The organism is Arthrobacter sp. Soil_C_60 (assembly GCF_057656375.1).
In genome coordinates this window covers 293,834-308,464 of record NZ_JBDGKM010000002.1, presented here as the reverse complement: position 1 = coordinate 308,464, position 14,631 = coordinate 293,834, and the positions used below count along the sequence as shown (strand labels likewise).

Annotated in this window: 14 protein-coding genes; 6 read left to right on the top strand and 8 right to left on the bottom strand. The window is 63.2% G+C overall.

The features are described 5' to 3' along the window. Nucleotides 1-48 precede the first annotated feature (48 nt). The gene (locus tag AC3A4M_RS05150) at nucleotides 49-498 is read right to left on the bottom strand and encodes a MarR family winged helix-turn-helix transcriptional regulator (RefSeq protein ID WP_498734358.1); all 450 of its coding nucleotides are present in this window, start codon (nucleotides 496-498) and stop codon (nucleotides 49-51) included. A gap of 160 nt (nucleotides 499-658) precedes the next feature. Here AC3A4M_RS05150 and AC3A4M_RS05145 point away from each other — a divergent pair, with 160 nt between their 5' ends. The 3 genes from AC3A4M_RS05145 to AC3A4M_RS05135 all read left to right on the top strand — a co-directional run bounded on the left by AC3A4M_RS05145 (nucleotide 659) and on the right by AC3A4M_RS05135 (nucleotide 4,609). Beyond that, complete coding sequence (locus AC3A4M_RS05145) at nucleotides 659-1,906, top strand: MFS transporter (protein ID WP_498734357.1); 1,248 nt, start codon at nucleotides 659-661, stop codon at nucleotides 1,904-1,906. Between the two features lie 77 nt (nucleotides 1,907-1,983). Further along, the gene (locus AC3A4M_RS05140; protein ID WP_498734356.1) at nucleotides 1,984-2,811 is read left to right on the top strand and encodes an aldo/keto reductase; all 828 of its coding nucleotides are present in this window, start codon (nucleotides 1,984-1,986) and stop codon (nucleotides 2,809-2,811) included. Between the two features lie 307 nt (nucleotides 2,812-3,118). Then, a complete protein-coding gene (locus AC3A4M_RS05135; RefSeq protein WP_498734355.1) occupies nucleotides 3,119-4,609 on the top strand; it encodes an NCS1 family nucleobase:cation symporter-1 in 1,491 nt (496 codons plus the stop codon). Nucleotides 4,610-4,855: 246 nt separating this feature from the next. Here AC3A4M_RS05135 and AC3A4M_RS05130 read toward each other — a convergent pair whose 3' ends face one another. Further along, complete coding sequence (locus tag AC3A4M_RS05130; RefSeq protein ID WP_498734354.1) at nucleotides 4,856-6,340, bottom strand: Rv1352/Rv1906c domain-containing protein; 1,485 nt, start codon at nucleotides 6,338-6,340, stop codon at nucleotides 4,856-4,858. A gap of 482 nt (nucleotides 6,341-6,822) precedes the next feature. After that, the gene (gene tnpB, locus AC3A4M_RS05125; protein ID WP_498734353.1) at nucleotides 6,823-8,139 is read right to left on the bottom strand and encodes an IS607 family element RNA-guided endonuclease TnpB; all 1,317 of its coding nucleotides are present in this window, start codon (nucleotides 8,137-8,139) and stop codon (nucleotides 6,823-6,825) included. Nucleotides 8,140-8,305: 166 nt separating this feature from the next. Between tnpB and AC3A4M_RS05120 the strand changes: the two genes are divergently transcribed. After that, entirely contained in the window at nucleotides 8,306-8,770 is a 465-nt protein-coding gene (locus AC3A4M_RS05120; RefSeq protein WP_498734352.1) for a cytosine permease, read from the top strand. A gap of 185 nt (nucleotides 8,771-8,955) precedes the next feature. Here AC3A4M_RS05120 and AC3A4M_RS05115 read toward each other — a convergent pair whose 3' ends face one another. Both AC3A4M_RS05115 and AC3A4M_RS05110 read right to left on the bottom strand, forming a co-directional pair. Next, nucleotides 8,956-10,023 carry an LLM class flavin-dependent oxidoreductase gene (locus tag AC3A4M_RS05115; RefSeq protein ID WP_498734351.1) on the bottom strand — a complete coding sequence of 356 codons (1,068 nt, stop codon included), beginning with the start codon at nucleotides 10,021-10,023 and terminating at the stop codon, nucleotides 8,956-8,958. Between the two features lie 178 nt (nucleotides 10,024-10,201). Continuing rightward, the gene (locus AC3A4M_RS05110; protein ID WP_498734350.1) at nucleotides 10,202-10,840 is read right to left on the bottom strand and encodes an isochorismatase family protein; all 639 of its coding nucleotides are present in this window, start codon (nucleotides 10,838-10,840) and stop codon (nucleotides 10,202-10,204) included. 123 nt (nucleotides 10,841-10,963) lie between these two features. Here AC3A4M_RS05110 and AC3A4M_RS05105 point away from each other — a divergent pair, with 123 nt between their 5' ends. Further along, nucleotides 10,964-11,944, top strand: a complete 981-nt coding sequence (locus AC3A4M_RS05105; RefSeq protein ID WP_498734349.1) for a GlxA family transcriptional regulator — start codon at nucleotides 10,964-10,966, stop codon at nucleotides 11,942-11,944. On the opposite strand, the gene AC3A4M_RS05100 is transcribed toward AC3A4M_RS05105, so the two are convergent. After that, entirely contained in the window at nucleotides 11,923-12,645 is a 723-nt protein-coding gene (locus AC3A4M_RS05100; protein ID WP_498734347.1) for a class F sortase, read from the bottom strand. The genes AC3A4M_RS05105 and AC3A4M_RS05100 overlap by 22 nt on opposite strands. A 24-nt stretch (nucleotides 12,646-12,669) precedes the next feature. Beyond that, entirely contained in the window at nucleotides 12,670-13,443 is a 774-nt protein-coding gene (locus AC3A4M_RS05095; RefSeq protein WP_498734345.1) for a GVDTG sorting domain-containing protein, read from the bottom strand. Nucleotides 13,444-13,629: 186 nt separating this feature from the next. On the opposite strand from AC3A4M_RS05095, the gene AC3A4M_RS05090 reads away from it, so the two are divergent. Next, the gene (locus AC3A4M_RS05090; protein ID WP_498734344.1) at nucleotides 13,630-14,304 is read left to right on the top strand and encodes an aspartate/glutamate racemase family protein; all 675 of its coding nucleotides are present in this window, start codon (nucleotides 13,630-13,632) and stop codon (nucleotides 14,302-14,304) included. 23 nt (nucleotides 14,305-14,327) lie between these two features. Here the strand turns inward: AC3A4M_RS05090 and AC3A4M_RS05085 are convergent, their stop codons facing one another. Then, complete coding sequence (locus tag AC3A4M_RS05085) at nucleotides 14,328-14,543, bottom strand: hypothetical protein (RefSeq protein ID WP_498734343.1); 216 nt, start codon at nucleotides 14,541-14,543, stop codon at nucleotides 14,328-14,330. Nucleotides 14,544-14,631 lie beyond the last annotated feature (88 nt).

Genomic DNA, 14,631 nt, shown 5'->3' with positions numbered 1-14,631 from the left:
TCTAACCCTAAGCCAAATCCACCGGGCTTCTAGATTGTCTGGGTTCGCTCAGGCGCCGGCGTGCAGCCGCGTGAGGGCGTGGACCAGCGGTTCCAGCTCGGGCACTTCCAGGGCATCGGATAGCGCACGTTCCAGGGTGGCGGCGTGGACGGGCCGGCTCTGTTCAAGCAGGGAAATGCCGCTGGGTGTGAGTTCGGTGTAGATGCCGCGTCGGTCGTCGGCGCAGAGGATGCGCGTTAGGAGGCCGCGGTCTTCGAGGCGGTTGACCAGGCGTGTAGTGGCGCTGGCGCTGAGCGCGGTGGCCCTGGCGAGTTGCTGCATGCGCATGTGCCAGCCGTCCTGGCGGCTGAGCGCATCAAGCACGGTGTACTCCACGACGGACAGTTGGGCTTCGGCCTGCAGCGAGCGTTCCAACTCCGCCTCGATCAGCCCGTGCAGGGCCGCCAGGGTCCGCCAGCCCTGCGCCCGGACCTCGACGGCGTCATCCAAAATGCCCATCCGATAGTTCCCTTCCATCAGCTTCTTCCGCAGCAACCCACGGATCACAAAATAGTTGCTTGCGCGCTATAGTTGCTTGTGCAACAATAAACAGCGCGTCTGCAACTATTAGTTTACGCCTCATACTTCTTTCCGTACAGATCCTTTGAAGGAGCACGCCATGCCTATTGGCCTGATTGCACTCGCCCTGGGCGGGTTCGGGATAGGACTCACTGAATTCGTCATCATGGGCTTGCTGCCGGAGGTGGCCGCTGACTTTCAGGTCAGCGAGGCTACCGCGGGCTGGCTGATCTCCGGTTACGCCCTCGCGGTCGTCGTCGGGGCGCTGCTCCTGACGGCCGCGGTGACGCGGTTCGAGCGCAAGCCGGTCCTGGCCGTGCTGATGGTGCTGTTCATCGCGGGCAACCTGGTTTCTGCCCTCGCACCGGATTACTGGACCATGATGATCGGGCGCATCATCGCCGCCCTGTCCCACGGGGCGTTCTTCGGCATCGGCGCGGTGGTCGCCGCCAGCATGGTCGCGCCCACCAAGAAGGCCGGCGCCATCGCCATCATGTTCACCGGGTTGACGGCAGCCAATGTCTTGGGCGTCCCGTTCGGCACTATGCTGGGCCAGGCCGCTGGCTGGCGATCCACCTTCTGGGCCATTACGGCCATCGGCATCATTTCCCTCCTGGGCATTTTGACGCTGGTCCCCAAGACCGGGTCCGGGGACGCCGCCCCCGGCGGGCTCCGCGGCGAACTCCGGGCATTCCGCTCCGGACAGATCTGGCTCTCGATCCTCGTCACCATCCTCGGCTACGGCGGCATGTTCGGCGCCTTCACCTATATCGCCTTTACCCTCACCGAAGTCACCGGCTTCTCCGCCTCCGCGGTCCCGTGGCTGCTCGTCCTCTTCGGCGTGGGCCTCTTCATCGGCAACACCGTCGGCGGCAAAGCTGCGGACAAGAACGTAGACCGCACACTGATCGTGGTCCTTGCCGTACTGTTCGTGGTGCTCGTGGTCTTCGCCCTCACGGCCGGCAACCAGCCGATGACCATCGCCTCGATCGTCCTGCTGGGGGGCTTCGGTTTCGCCACCGTGCCCGGGCTGCAGATGCGCGTCATGAAATACGCCCACAACGCGCCTACCCTGGCATCCGGCGCCAACATCGGCGCCTTCAATGTCGGCAACGCCCTCGGCGCCTGGCTCGGCGGCGTCACCATCACCGCCGGCCTCAGCTACACCTCACCCATCTGGGCCGGTGCCGGCATCACCCTGCTGGGCCTCGGCGTGATGGTCCTCGCCGCCGCCAACGCCAGCCGCATCCAAACGGAAACCGCCAAGCCTGCAGAAGGTTCTGTAGCCCAGGACATCGCCGCGCCAACAACCGCGCCGGCAGCCGCTGACCACGCAGGCATTCGCTAACCAGCACAACCTGCCGGTTGAACATCCAACCCGCTTTACCCAGACAACAGCTTTACCCACACACCATAGGAGAAGATATGACCGCCATTCCCAGCATCACACTCAATAACGGCATTCAGATGCCCCAGCTCGGCTACGGCGTGTTCCAGGTATCCGATGACGACACCACTGCCGCGGTCGGCGCAGCTCTCGCAGCCGGATACCGGAGCATCGATACCGCCGCGATCTACGGCAATGAGGCGGGAACCGGCCGCGCCCTGGCGGCCTCCGGAATACCGCGCGACGAGCTCTTCATTACGTCCAAGGCGTGGGTGGCAGACCTCGGCTACGAAGCAACTCTGGCGGCATACCAGTCGAGCCTGGACAAGCTCGGCCTCGACTACCTTGACCTCTACCTCATTCACTGGCCCGCTCCGGCCACTGACGGCTACCTCGAGTCCTGGCGTGCAATGGAGAAACTGATGGAAGACGGCAGCGTAAGGGCCATCGGCGTCTCCAACTTCCTGCCTGAACACCTCGAGAAAATCATCGGTCTGGGCGGCACGGTGCCGGCCGTCAACCAAGTGGAACTGCACCCGGCACTCCAACAACGCGACGTTGTGGCTACCAACAACGCCCACGGCATAGCTACCGAAGCCTGGAGCCCGCTGGCCCAAGGAGCCATACTGGACGACCCGGCCGTCACCGGCATTGCCGCCGAACATGGAGTTTCGCCAGCCCAGGTGATCCTCCGCTGGCACCTCCAGCAGGGACGCATCATCATCCCCAAGTCGGTCACCCCCGCACGGATCTCAGAGAACCTGAACGTGTTCGGCTTTGATCTGACCCAGGCCGAACTGGCGAACATCGACGCCCTCGAGCGGGACGGACGCACCGGTCCCCACCCCGCCGAATTCAACGGCTAAGCGCATCGCCGAATCAAGATCTGGGCCAGTTTCTCCCGCAACACCTCCAAGGACCTGAGGTTGCATAGATGGAGCCCGCGGCACGAGTGCGGACCGGACCGACAATGCCAGCTGGCCCCACACCACGATAACGACGACGGCGGGGCGGCCTTTAACTGCCGTTGCTGGGACACCAGAAGGCCGGGCAGCCTTCCGATAAGAGACGGCCCGGTGCTGAAGCGGTGCAACTCTTGACGGATTGTGATGCAGGTCATAAAGTTCCACGATACGGTTACGTCCGGGCTCTCCGGACGGGGAAGTGGCAGCCATGAGTGCTTGGAACAACGACTTGGGCGATTCCGATCTGGCGGTCCGCAACGCCGATCCTTCCCTGTACAACGAGGACCTCGCTCCGCTGCCGGCGTCGCAGCGCACCTGGGGCTGGTTTGCCATCTTCAATGTCTGGTCCAACGACATCCAAAGCCTTGCCGGCTACACCTTGGCGGCGAGCTTGTTTATTACCGCGGGCATCAATGGCTGGTTTGTCTTCGCTGCCATCCTCCTTGCCGGTTTCATCGTGAAGCTCCTCGTCGATCTCAGCGGACGACCCAGCGTCAAATACGGCTTTCCTTATCCCGTCCTCGCACGCGCCTCCATGGGTGTGCGCGGCGCGCAGTTTCCGGCGATAGTCAGGGCAGTCGTCGCTGTGTTCTGGTACGGCGCCCAGACCTACTTCGCGTCCACCGCCATCGCTTTGGCACTTAATGCCGTTCTGGGCAGCCCTGGAGGCGCAGAGTTCCTGGGCATGAACTGGGTCTCCTGGGCATCCTACGTGCTCGCCTCCGTGCTGCAAGTCGCACTCTTCCTTGGGGGCATCGACCGGATCGCGAACTTCCTCAACATCGTCGGCCCGGGCGTCTACGCCGTGATGATCGCTCTGCTGGTTGCCATCTGGGTGCAGGTCGGCTCCGGTCTGCCGCAGGCAGTGGGCACACTCTTTTCCAACGACGACGTGACCGGGTGGGCGGCCGTGGCCGCGTTCGCAGGAGTCGTGGGCACGATGATCGCCTACTTCGCCGCCGTCGTTATTAACTTCGGAGACTTCGCGCGCAACGTCCGCAGCGAACGGGCCATGCGGTTCGGTAACTTCACCGGCCTGCCGCTGAGCTTGGCGCTCTTCACCTTCCTGTCGGTGTTCATTACAGCCGGTGCATACCTCCTCTACCAGGACGGCGAGGGCAACCCCCTGACCAATCCTGCCGACATCGTCGGGCTCGTAGACAACGTCCCGCTGACGGTTTTGGCGGCAGTGACCTTCCTACTTGCGACGCTGGGCATCAACGTCGTCGCAAACTTCATCCCACCGTCATACTCGCTTTCCAACATCAACCCAGCCAGGATCTCGTTCCGTACGGCAGGCATGATCACCGCGGCTGCCGGTTTCGTCATCGGTGCGCTCTGGGTGGCCGTCATCGCGAACATCGGCCTGCCGCGGTTCGTTGACACACTGGGAGCGGTGCTCGCACCGCTCTACGGCATCATCATCGCTGACTACTACATCGTGCGGAAGCAACGGTTGAACCTGAACGACCTTTACTCCGCGGATCCGAAGGGGATCTACCACTTCACCCGCGGCTGGAACCGGCGGGCGGTGGTGGCCTTCGCCATCGCCGGCGTCTTCTCCATCCTGACTGTATGGCTGCCGCAACTGGCGCAGCTTAGCGGTTTCGCCTGGGTTTTCGGCGCCGTCCTCGGCGGGCTCTTCCATTGGCTGGCCATGCGCGGCCACGTGGTCGTAACGTCTGCCGACGACCGCTGACAGAGACCTGCGTCGCAACTGACCTGGTGGCACGGGACCGAGCCGCCCCCTCCGTTCGCGGATGTTGCCCATACCCGCTCCTGCTGTTCGGGCTGCGGTTCATTTACCGTAGGGCTTGGCCCATCGGAGCACAATGGTGCGCCTTGTCATTCTTGTTGGTTTCAGGCAGCACGAGCTGCGGCTAGGTCAACAAAAAGCCGGGCCGCCTTCCAGTCGGAGACGGCCCGGCCTTAGATGCTGAGGTCCCTACTTGCGGGTCAGCGTTCCGCAGTTGGAAACCGTGAAGCCCTTAGCCGAGGCCGGGATGGTGACCACGACGCGCGCTGAACCGAAGTGGTTGTCGATCAAGTCATCGAAACTCTCGGTAAAGCCGCTCAAGGTTGCCCAGTAGCAGGAATTGCCCGAGCTGTAGCCGTAGTAGGTGCCGGGTTTGATATCGACACCCACCCGGTACGTGCCGTCGGCAGTAATCTTCGAAGCGTTGGCGCCGGTAGTCGGAGCAGTGGTCCACTTGCCGCATCCGGACGTCTCGAAACCTACGTCCGAGGACGTGATCTGGACGTACGTGCGGGCGGAGCCGAAGTAGTTCGCGTTGATCTCATCAAAATCGCCGGAGAATCCGGAGACGGTCTCCCAGTAGCAGCCGTCGCCCGTTCCTGTGGCCTTGTACAGCCCCGGCTTCAAGGAGGACCCGACGCGGTAGATGCCGTCGCGGCTGATCACGGTGCGCGGCGGCATCGGAATGCTGACCGCGGCGCTCGTGGCGGCACGCGTGTAGTGGTTGGTCTTCCGCGCGGAGACCTTGACCGTGATCTTCTTGCCGTTGTCCGAGGAGGTCAGCTTGTAGGTGCGGTACTTCGCCCCGGAAATGGCCTTGCCGTTGCGGTACCACTGGTAGCCGTAGGACGAGGGCTTCGGGGAGTAGGACCCGGCGCTGGCGGTCAAGGTATGACCGGCCTTCTTGGTACCGCTGATCTTGGGCGCCGACTTGGTGGTGATCAGGGCCTTGGCAACCGTGACAGCTTTCGCCGTTGCGGTCCGGGTGGTGTAGCCGGGCTTGGAGAGCGTTACCTTGACGCTGACCTTGGAGCCGATGTAGCTCGAGCCCAGGTACAGGTAGTGCTTTGTGCCGCCCTTGATCGCCTTGCCGTTCTTGTACCACTGGTACTTGAACGAGGAGCCGGAGGTCCAGCCGTGGGAGATCCTGACCGTCTGGCCGTAGCGGGCGCTGCCGGAAACGGTCGGCCATTTGCTGGCGTAGATGGAGCCCGCCGCTACCTTCTTGGAAGCCGAGTACTTGTCCACCGTCTTGTAGCCGGACTTGGAAGCACGCACGCGCACCTTCACGTACTTGCCGTTGTCTGCCGGCGTCGCGGTATACTTGGTGGATTTTGCTCCAGTGATGGCAGCTGAACCGCGGTACCACTGGTAGTCCAGCGCGTAGCCGCCGGGGCTGATGGCTCCGGAGACGGATGCCGTGATTACTTGTCCGGCGATGGCCCGGCCGCTCACGGTTGCTTTGGCCGAGGACGAGAAGATCCCCGGCTTGATGGTGACTGCCGGCAGCGACACTGTGGCGCTTTCGCCGCTGGCCGAGTTTGTGGCCTCTACCGTCAACTGGAGCTCTTTGCCGGCCAGATCGGCCGTCAGCGGGAGCTTGTTCGGCACCGCCTGTGCCAGTGGCAGCGCCGAGAAACCGGCATGGCGCTCGCCGTCCAGCGTCCAGCTCAATGTAAAGGTGTCGGCGTTCTGCCACTCGCCGATGGTGCCGGTCAGAGTCGTGCCGACAGCGGCATTGCCCCGATGACGGGCGGAGCAATGTTCACCGGCGCAGCGGCTTCAACTTCCTGCGCTGCCGGTGATTCGACAGGGGGGGGTCGACGGCTGTCTCGTCGGCCGTTCCAGCCGGCGGCTCTACGGCCGGCTCGGTCGGTTCCTCCACGACAACTTCGGCAGGTGCCTCGGGCGGCACAGCAGAAGGTCCGTCCAGAGGCGCCTCGACCGGTGCTTCCATCGGAGTCGTGGGAGATTCGGAAGTGGATCCGGTGCCGGTTCCGTCAGGTGATGCGCAGGCCGCGGAACCGGCGAACAGCCCGGTAACCAGGGCGGCAACGCCGATAAAGATAGTGCCCGGCTTGGCGCGATTCAGGCGCGCAGAAGCCGGGACAAGAGGGGGGGTGTGAGACAACTGTGTCCGTTCCTAAATATGATATTTAGGAGCCTTGTATGGCTTGCAGGACGTGTGCCCTGCTTGTCGTTTCATTGGCAGTGGTTTCGCCCAGCACATGTGCCAAGCCAGAGCCACCGCCTCCGCGACCGTTTTGTGTCTCCCTGCAACTCAGGGCGACGAGGTTTAGTGCGGCGTTGTAGTCACGGTCGATACTCAGACCGCATGCATCGCACTTGTAGGTTCGTTCGGATAGGGGCAGTTTGGCTTTCACCGCACCGCAGTCCGAACAGGTTTTGCTGGATGGGTAGTAGGGGTCAGCAATGATGATTTCGCGACCGTACCATTGGGCTTTGTAGTTGAGTTGACGGGAGAATTCCCCGAACCCGGCATCCAGGATGTGCTTGGATAGATGCTTGTTCCGCACCATGCCGCCAACGTTGAGTTTCTCGATGACTACCGTTTCGTAGTTATCAACCAGGAACCGGGTTGTTTTGTGGATGAAATCAGCACGTTTGTTCGTGATCCGGGCGTGGGTTTTACGGACATCATCGCGGGCTTGCTCCCAGCGTTTTGAGGGAGCCACACCGTTCTTATAATCGGGTCCCTGGCGGCGTGAGAGACGCTTTTGCTGCGACCGTAGTTTCTTTTGTAGCCGCACATAATGACGCGGGTTCTTAACCACCAAACCGTCGCTGGTGATGTAAGCGTCCTTGATCCCCACATCCACGCCCACAGCCTTGCGGGTTGCTTTGCGGGTCCTGCCCGCAAAGTAACGGTTCGCCAGTTTGTCCTCCATTTTCAGGGAGATTGACACTGCCCAGCGGTTCCCGTTCCTGCCAATCGCTATCTGGGTAATACGGGCGCCTTCCCGGAGCAGCCACAGTGCGGCCTTGGGACGTTCCAGTAAGCTAATGGCGCCGATGCGGGGAAGCGTCAAAACATCCCCGTCGAGCCGCATCACGCCCGTTGTGAAACGCACAGCATTGGGCAGGGTCAGGGACTTCTTTTTGAACCGGGGGAATCCTACGGATCGTCCTGCACGGCTGCCGTTGCGTGATTTACGCCAGTTCTCAAAGGCTTTGGCAGCGTTTGCCGTACCTGTAGCGAAGGCTTCCTTGCTATTCTCATGCCACCACGGCGCAATATCATCCTTCTCAGCATTCAACGCCTTACGCAGCGAATAAGCGCTAGTGCTCACATACTCAGTCTCGGTACCGTTCCTGACGGCTTCCCAGTTGTTGCGGATATGCGCGATAGCCCAGTTGTATGCATAACGAACAGCACCCAGATGGGAGGAAAAAGCGGTCTCCTGCATTATGGAAGGGGAAAGGTCATAACGGAAGTTGAGTGTTTGGCTCATCTTTCAACACCTCCATCGCTTTTCTGGCGCGGTGTGAAGCCGCTCTCCTAGCGTAAAAGCGGGCAGTGACAGAATTGCGACATTCAGTGATGTCACGGACGATGTCATCGTCAATCTCATGATCATTAATGACCGTGATGGTCCGTCCGTTTGCAGCCAGTGCGGTTTGTCTAAGACGGAAAGTGAACAGTCCAACATCAATCCCGCCAAGATCTCGTTCCGAACGGCAGGCATGATCACCGCGGCTGCCGGCTTCGTCATTGGTGCGCTCTGGGTGGCCGTCACCGCGAACATCGGCCTGCCGCGGTTCGTTGACACCCTGGGAGCGGTGCTCGCACCGCTCTACGGCATCATCATCGCCGACTACTACATCGTGCGGAAGCAACGGTTGAACCTGAACGACCTTTACTCCGCGGACCCGAAGGGGATCTACCACTTCACCCGCGGCTGGAACCGGCGGGCGGTGGTGGCCTTCGCCATCGCCGGCGTCTTCTCCATCCTGACTGTATGGCTGCCGCAACTGGCGCAGCTTAGCGGTTTTGCCTGGGTCTTCGGTGCGGTCCTCGGCGGGCTCTTCCATTGGCTGGCCATGCGCGGCCACGTGGTCATAACGTCTGCCGACGACCGCTGACGTATACCTGCATCACAACTGACTTGTGGCACTGGACCGCGCCGTCGGATCCAGACCATGAATAACGACGACGGCGGCGGCTGCCGGGCCAGCCGGATTTCCGTGCCAGCGCGGGGGCGGGGCTTGGGTTTCCCCGCCTCCGCCGTTATCGCCTGCGGCGGAGGCGGGTGACCCTGTTCTAAGGCTTAGCGGATGGGCAGGTTGTAGTGGCCAGCGATCAGTTCGACCGTGCGGGCGTGGATTGCGCGCGAGTGCCCTCCGGTAACCAGCATCAGCTCGTCGGCGCCGGTTTGCTCGTGGAGTTCTTCAAGTCCCTCGGCAACTTCGCTGGCGGTTCCGTGCAGGGTGCGGTCGGTCCATTCGTCGAGAAACTGCCGCTCCGGGAACGTGGCGGGATAGTCTTCGACGTCCTTCGGGTGAAGGATGGAGAAGCCCTGCTGCTTGAACATGCGCATCATGCCCATGGCCGTGGTTGCCGCCTGGCGCCGTGCCTCGGCCGGATCGTCATTGGCGATTGCTCCTACGCTGACGAGGCTGTACGGCTCGTCCAGGAATGTGGAAGGGCGGAAGTTCTCGCGGTAGATCCGCATGGCATTGAGGACGTCGGCGCTGCCGAACTGCAACGCGAAGGCGTACGGCCGGCCCAGCCGCGCGGCCAGGTGTGCGGAGTAGATCGAGGAACCCAGGATCCAGACATCAGGGCTGGTCTTAGTCGGCGGGATCTGGTTCTGCTCGTCTTGCCAGGGTCCCGGCACGGCGTGCACATGCTGGTAGGGGTGGCCCTGCGGGAAGTCGTTGCCCATGAATCCGAGCAGTTCCTCGATCTGCTCGGGGAACTCGTCGTTCGCCGTGTGGTGCCGGCGTAATGCCATCGCGGTCGCACCGTCGGTGCCGGGCGCGCGTCCCAGTCCGAGATCGATTCGTCCCGGGGCCAGCGTCTCAAGCATTCCGAACTGCTCGGCGATCATCAGGGGCACGTGGTTGGGCAGCATGATCCCGCCCGCACCGAGCCTGATGTGCTCGGTCTCGCCGATCAGCCGGGCCACCATGAGTTGAGGTGACGACGTCGAAGCTCCCGGCATGGCGTGGTGCTCGGACATCCAGAACCGGCGGAATCCAAGCCGGTCGGCCAACTGCGCCAGCGAAATGACATCCTCGAATACTTCCTGCACAGAGTGGCCGACGCCGGTTAGCGCGTTATCGAGCACGGACAGGACAAACGGGGCGGTACCGGACGGGGCTGGGCGATTCATGAACTACCTTACTTCTCACGGATGTAGAACGCTTTTGGCGTGACTCTGAGACTATCCTGTCTTCACGGTAAAAGGCAACTTGTGCCGTGAGACAATGCGATGCTCGAAGTTTCTTGCGGGCGTCGCATCGTGAAACAGCGACGCCCGCAAGACGCTAACTTCCTGGTGGTTAAGGTAATTAGCGGGCCAACGAGGCCGCGGCTCCGTCGGCCGCAGACTCGACAAGGTTGCTCTTGCCCAGCGGCTGCTCAGTCTCAACGGCGCGGGCCCAGTCGTCAGTGGAAGCCACGGCGGCGAAGTTCGAGTTGAGCAGGGCCATCAGGGTCGTGTGCACGGTCTTCGCATCCACGGTGCCGGCGCTGTTCGAGATGTTGATGGCGCCGGTCGCGTCCGAGAGGACCTCGGTGTTGAACGCGTGGATCTCAGCATCGCTGGCGGAGGCGATGATGCAGTTGTTGGTCATGTAGCCGGTGAGCGTGATCGTGTCGATTCCGTTCTCCCGGAGCCACTCCACCAGGCCGGTGCCGGGGAAGACGGAACTGTACTGCTTCACCACGGACTTCCACGCGTCGGACTTGCGTTCTTCCAGCGAGGAGTGCAGCTGAAACTCGGTCATGGTCGGGTTGAACACGGGCGATTCGTCGCCTGCGGAGTGCTGGACGGTGACCACCGGAATGTCTGCCTTCTCCGCGGCGTCGATGGCCGCGGCGATCCGCTGGATCGATTCCTCGCGCGGCGGGTACTGGATAGGCAGGAGTCCGGTGAAGTATTCCTGCTGGGCATCAATAACAATCAGGGCGCGACGGGGAGCCGTCATGTCTACCTCCTGGGTGGTTGGTGGGCGCGGTTTTCACGCTCTTCCCCAGTCTCGCCGCCCCGTATTCGTGCGACAATTGGCACAAGGGCATATAAACGATGGAAACAGGCCAACCAGGAGGTGATGCGTGTGCGGATCGCTGTCTACGCCTTCGAGGGCGTCACGATGTTCCACCTCGCCGTACCGCAGATGGTGTTCGGAGAGGTGGCCCGTCAGGGATTGGCCGACTGGGAAACTGTTCTGTTCACTGACGACGGCGATGCCATCCGCACCGCGGAGGGGTACCAGATCGGCGGGCTGGCCGGCCTCGACGCCGCATCCGCCGCCGACTTTGTGGTCATTCCCTCCTGGGACGAGGACGGAAAGCGTCCGTCGGTACAGCTGGCCGGCGCGCTGCAACAAGCGCATGGGCAGGGCGCCACCGTCGTCGGGCTCTGTCTCGGGGCATTCGCCGTCGCCGACAGCGGACTCCTCGCCGCTCGCCCTGCCGTCACGCATTGGCACGCGCTCGACGCGTTCAGCGAAAACTACCCCGACATCCCGGTGGACCGAACTGTCCTCTACATCGATCACGGTGACGTGCTGACCTCCGCCGGCACAGCCGCGGGGATCGACGCGTGCCTGCACATTGTCCGTTCCCGCCTCGGAGCTGAGGCCGCGAACCACGTCGCCCGCAGTCTCGTCGTCGCGCCGCACCGCAGCGGAGGCCAGGCCCAGTACATCGAGCGCCCCATTCTGCACCCGGGCGGCGCCAACCCCATTGCGGAAGCGCTCGACTGGGCGATCGAGCACCTCGGCGACAAGATCAGTGTTGACGATCTTGCCAAGGCTTCGCATATGAGCCGCCGCAGCTTCATCCGCGCCTTTCGTGCGGCAACAGGCACGACGCCGGCAACCTGGCTTCGCGCGCGACGCCTGGACGAGGTCCGGAGGCTCCTGGAGATCACCGACCTTCCGATCGATCAGATTGCAGCCCAATGCGGGTTCTCGAGCCCTATCACCATGCGCCAGAACTTCATGTCCACCTATGCGACTACACCCTCGGAGTACCGACGCCGTTTCAGTGCCTCAGCCCCTTCGCCCTACTCGGCAAGCGAGGCGTAGACAACGTAGTTGTCCTCAAAGATGCCGGTGTCCGGGTTGTAGCCGTCGCAGGTGATCAGGCGCAGTTCCGGTCCCTCGGTGTTGCCGTAGACATCAAGCGTGGGGAACTGGTTCTTCTGGTATTGCTCGCCCCGGTCCACGGTGAAGACCGCGCTGGTGCCGTCTTCGCGTTCGACGCGGATGCTGTCGCCCCTGGTTAGCTCCGGCAGCCGGGCGAAGACGCCCGGGGTCTGGCTGAGCGAGTTCACATGACCCAGCAGCACTGCGGGTCCGGGATCTCCGGGGGCGGGGGAGCCGTTGTACCAGCCCGCCGGGGCGCCGGCATCCTCCGGCGGCACCTCCAGCGTCCCGTTTTCCTGCAAGCCCAGGCGGAGCAGCTCCGAGGCGACACCGATCTTCTCGATCTCCATCGAAACCGGCGCGGCTGCAGGCTCGGCGGCCGGTTCACTTGGTTTCGCCGCCTTCGCCGAAGTGGAATTGGAAGCAGCCGTGGAACTGGATGCAGCCGTGGAGCCGGACGGGGAGCCGGCCGCACGTCCGGCGCCGGACGTGGGGTCAGAAGCGGGGGAGGGCGCCGTCGTCGTTGTTGGGGTTGGTGGTGTTGGGCTGGAGGGCGGCGAGGTTCCGCAGGCGGTCAGGAGCAGGGCGGCCGCCGCGGCCAGGAGTGCTGGTCCGCGGCGGCCTTTTCTACCAATCGTCATGGCTGGTGTGCTGTCCTGCCGTGCCTAGGACTTGGCCATGCTGCGGCGGACAATCCACGTTCCGCCTGCCGCTGCGGCCAGGACCAGGCCACCGCCGAGAGCAAGCATCTCGGTGGTGTTGTTCTCCGTGACTTCCACGCCCGTGTCCGGGGCGCCGTCGGGCATTGCGCCCATCTGGGAGGCGGCGAGTGTGCCGCAGGCTGCCGGAGAAGTCGCGGCCAGCGGCAGCTCGGGAACGAGGTCGCTCATCTTCTCCTGCGCCTCCGCGCTCAGGGTGGCCGGATCCAGGCCATGGACAACGACGACGGCGGTGCCCGCCTCGAGCGCGGCCGCGGTGTCGGCGTTGAGCTCGAACGTGCGGTCGTAGGTGTACCCGCCGCCCTGGCCGCCGACCTCGAGGGTCAGCCCGGCGTCGGGGCTGGTGTCGCCCGAGGTGGCCAGCGTGGTGCCGATGTGACCGTAGAAGGGGTGGCCTTCGGTGGTGGAGACCACGCCGTCGCCGTCGGTATCTGCTTCCGGACCTGGGCAGGTGCCCTGGGCGCCGATGTGGATGTGCTGGACGTGCGGGTAGGGGGCGTCGTTGAAGGTTTCGGCCAGCCCGGTAACGTCCATCTTGACGTGGGCCTGGTTGCCGGTGACGTCGACCATGACGGTGCCGGTGGCGCTGCTGCCGTTGAGCGCGCTGAGGTTGGCCTGATAGTGGTCGGAATCGCCATGGGCCATGGCGGGGGAGCCGGCCAGGGCGACGGCGCCAAGAGCCAGGGCGGGAATGGTCATCAAACGCATCTTCTTGTTCACGAAAGGATCCTCCAGAATGCGGGTTGTTAACGCTCCGGTTGTGGAGCGCATATAAGGCATTCGGAGTGACCCGCACCACGGATTGGATTTTTTTGCAGAACGTGAAAAATTACCTCGACGTAATGTTGCGGCAACGTCCAACCGACAGCATGGAAAGGGACAAGCAACCGGGGACAGGGAGTCAGAATGAAACGTGTTGGATTGATTCGCACTCTATCTACCGAGGCTCGAGGGCTGCTTCAGCTCCACGGACAGATCCTGCAATCGGCCTTTCCCTTTGCTGTGGTCTCCCGCGCCATTCCGTTCCAGCCCGAGGCGGTGCACGATGCGGAATCCTGCGTCCGCGCCGCACCCAAAGTGGTTGCCTTGGCCAGGGAACTTGCTCCCGCGGTCGACGGCATTATTATCAGCTGTTCCGCCGATCCGGGCCTGGCGGAAACTCGCCTGGCCGTGGACGTGCCGGTAGTTGGAGCCGGGGCAGCGGGCGCCGCGGCGGCCTTGGCCATGGGCGCTCGCATTGGCGTCCTCGGCATAACGCCGGAGGCGCCCGAAGCCGTTGCCTCCGTCTTGGGCGCCCGGCTTATTGCGGTTGAATCACCACAGAGCGTCAACTTCAGTACAGAGCTGCTGACGCCGACCGGAGTGTTCGAAAGTCTCGACGCCGGCCACAGGCTGGCGGATGCCGGGGCGGATGTGATTCTGCTGGCCTGTACCGGCTTCACGAGCATGGGCATAGGAAAGGAACTGAACCGGCGGCTCGGTCTTCCCGTAGTCGACTGCGTCCTGGCCGCCGGGGCAGCCCTCGCTGCCGCCGAGTCCGGACGCGCTATGCGGCCAGCCTCGATAGGTACGGCTGCCTAGCAGAGGTCGGGCGCAGGAGACGCTCACCGCGGATTCTGCAGGCCGGTCAGCCACTCGCGGGCCATCTTCATTACCTGCTCCGGATCGGTGGTTGTTTCGATCGCAGGACGCCGGGCCCGGCGTGGGCCACGGATGATGCGCGCCCGGAAACCATTGTGGCCGGTTTCCTGCCAGGCCCGGATGACGAGCGTAACGGGAACTGCGTTCCTGCGGGTGCCTTCGTCTGCTGTGCCGGTCATGATCAGCCACTCCCTCGATGCGTTATGTGCTCTTGAGATCCACCGTAGGAAGCGAAGCTATGCCCCAGCTATGAAGAGGCCCTGCCCT

Excerpts from the sequence above, each read along its gene's own strand:
- AC3A4M_RS05150 (WP_498734358.1), bottom strand. The coding sequence starts at position 498 with ATGGGCATTTTGGATGACGCCGTCGAGGTCCGGGCGCAGGGCTGGCGG.
- AC3A4M_RS05100 (WP_498734347.1), bottom strand. The coding sequence starts at position 12,645 with ATGACGATTGGTAGAAAAGGCCGCCGCGGACCAGCACTCCTGGCCGCG.
- AC3A4M_RS05145 (WP_498734357.1), top strand. The coding sequence starts at position 659 with ATGCCTATTGGCCTGATTGCACTCGCCCTGGGCGGGTTCGGGATAGGA.
- AC3A4M_RS05135 (WP_498734355.1), top strand. The coding sequence starts at position 3,119 with ATGAGTGCTTGGAACAACGACTTGGGCGATTCCGATCTGGCGGTCCGC.
- AC3A4M_RS05105 (WP_498734349.1), top strand. The coding sequence starts at position 10,964 with ATGCGTGTGCGGATCGCTGTCTACGCCTTCGAGGGCGTCACGATGTTC.
- AC3A4M_RS05140 (WP_498734356.1), top strand. The coding sequence starts at position 1,984 with ATGACCGCCATTCCCAGCATCACACTCAATAACGGCATTCAGATGCCC.
- AC3A4M_RS05115 (WP_498734351.1), bottom strand. The coding sequence starts at position 10,023 with ATGAATCGCCCAGCCCCGTCCGGTACCGCCCCGTTTGTCCTGTCCGTG.
- tnpB (WP_498734353.1), bottom strand. The coding sequence starts at position 8,139 with ATGAGCCAAACACTCAACTTCCGTTATGACCTTTCCCCTTCCATAATG.
- AC3A4M_RS05085 (WP_498734343.1), bottom strand. The coding sequence starts at position 14,543 with ATGACCGGCACAGCAGACGAAGGCACCCGCAGGAACGCAGTTCCCGTT.
- AC3A4M_RS05110 (WP_498734350.1), bottom strand. The coding sequence starts at position 10,840 with ATGACGGCTCCCCGTCGCGCCCTGATTGTTATTGATGCCCAGCAGGAA.
- AC3A4M_RS05090 (WP_498734344.1), top strand. The coding sequence starts at position 13,630 with ATGAAACGTGTTGGATTGATTCGCACTCTATCTACCGAGGCTCGAGGG.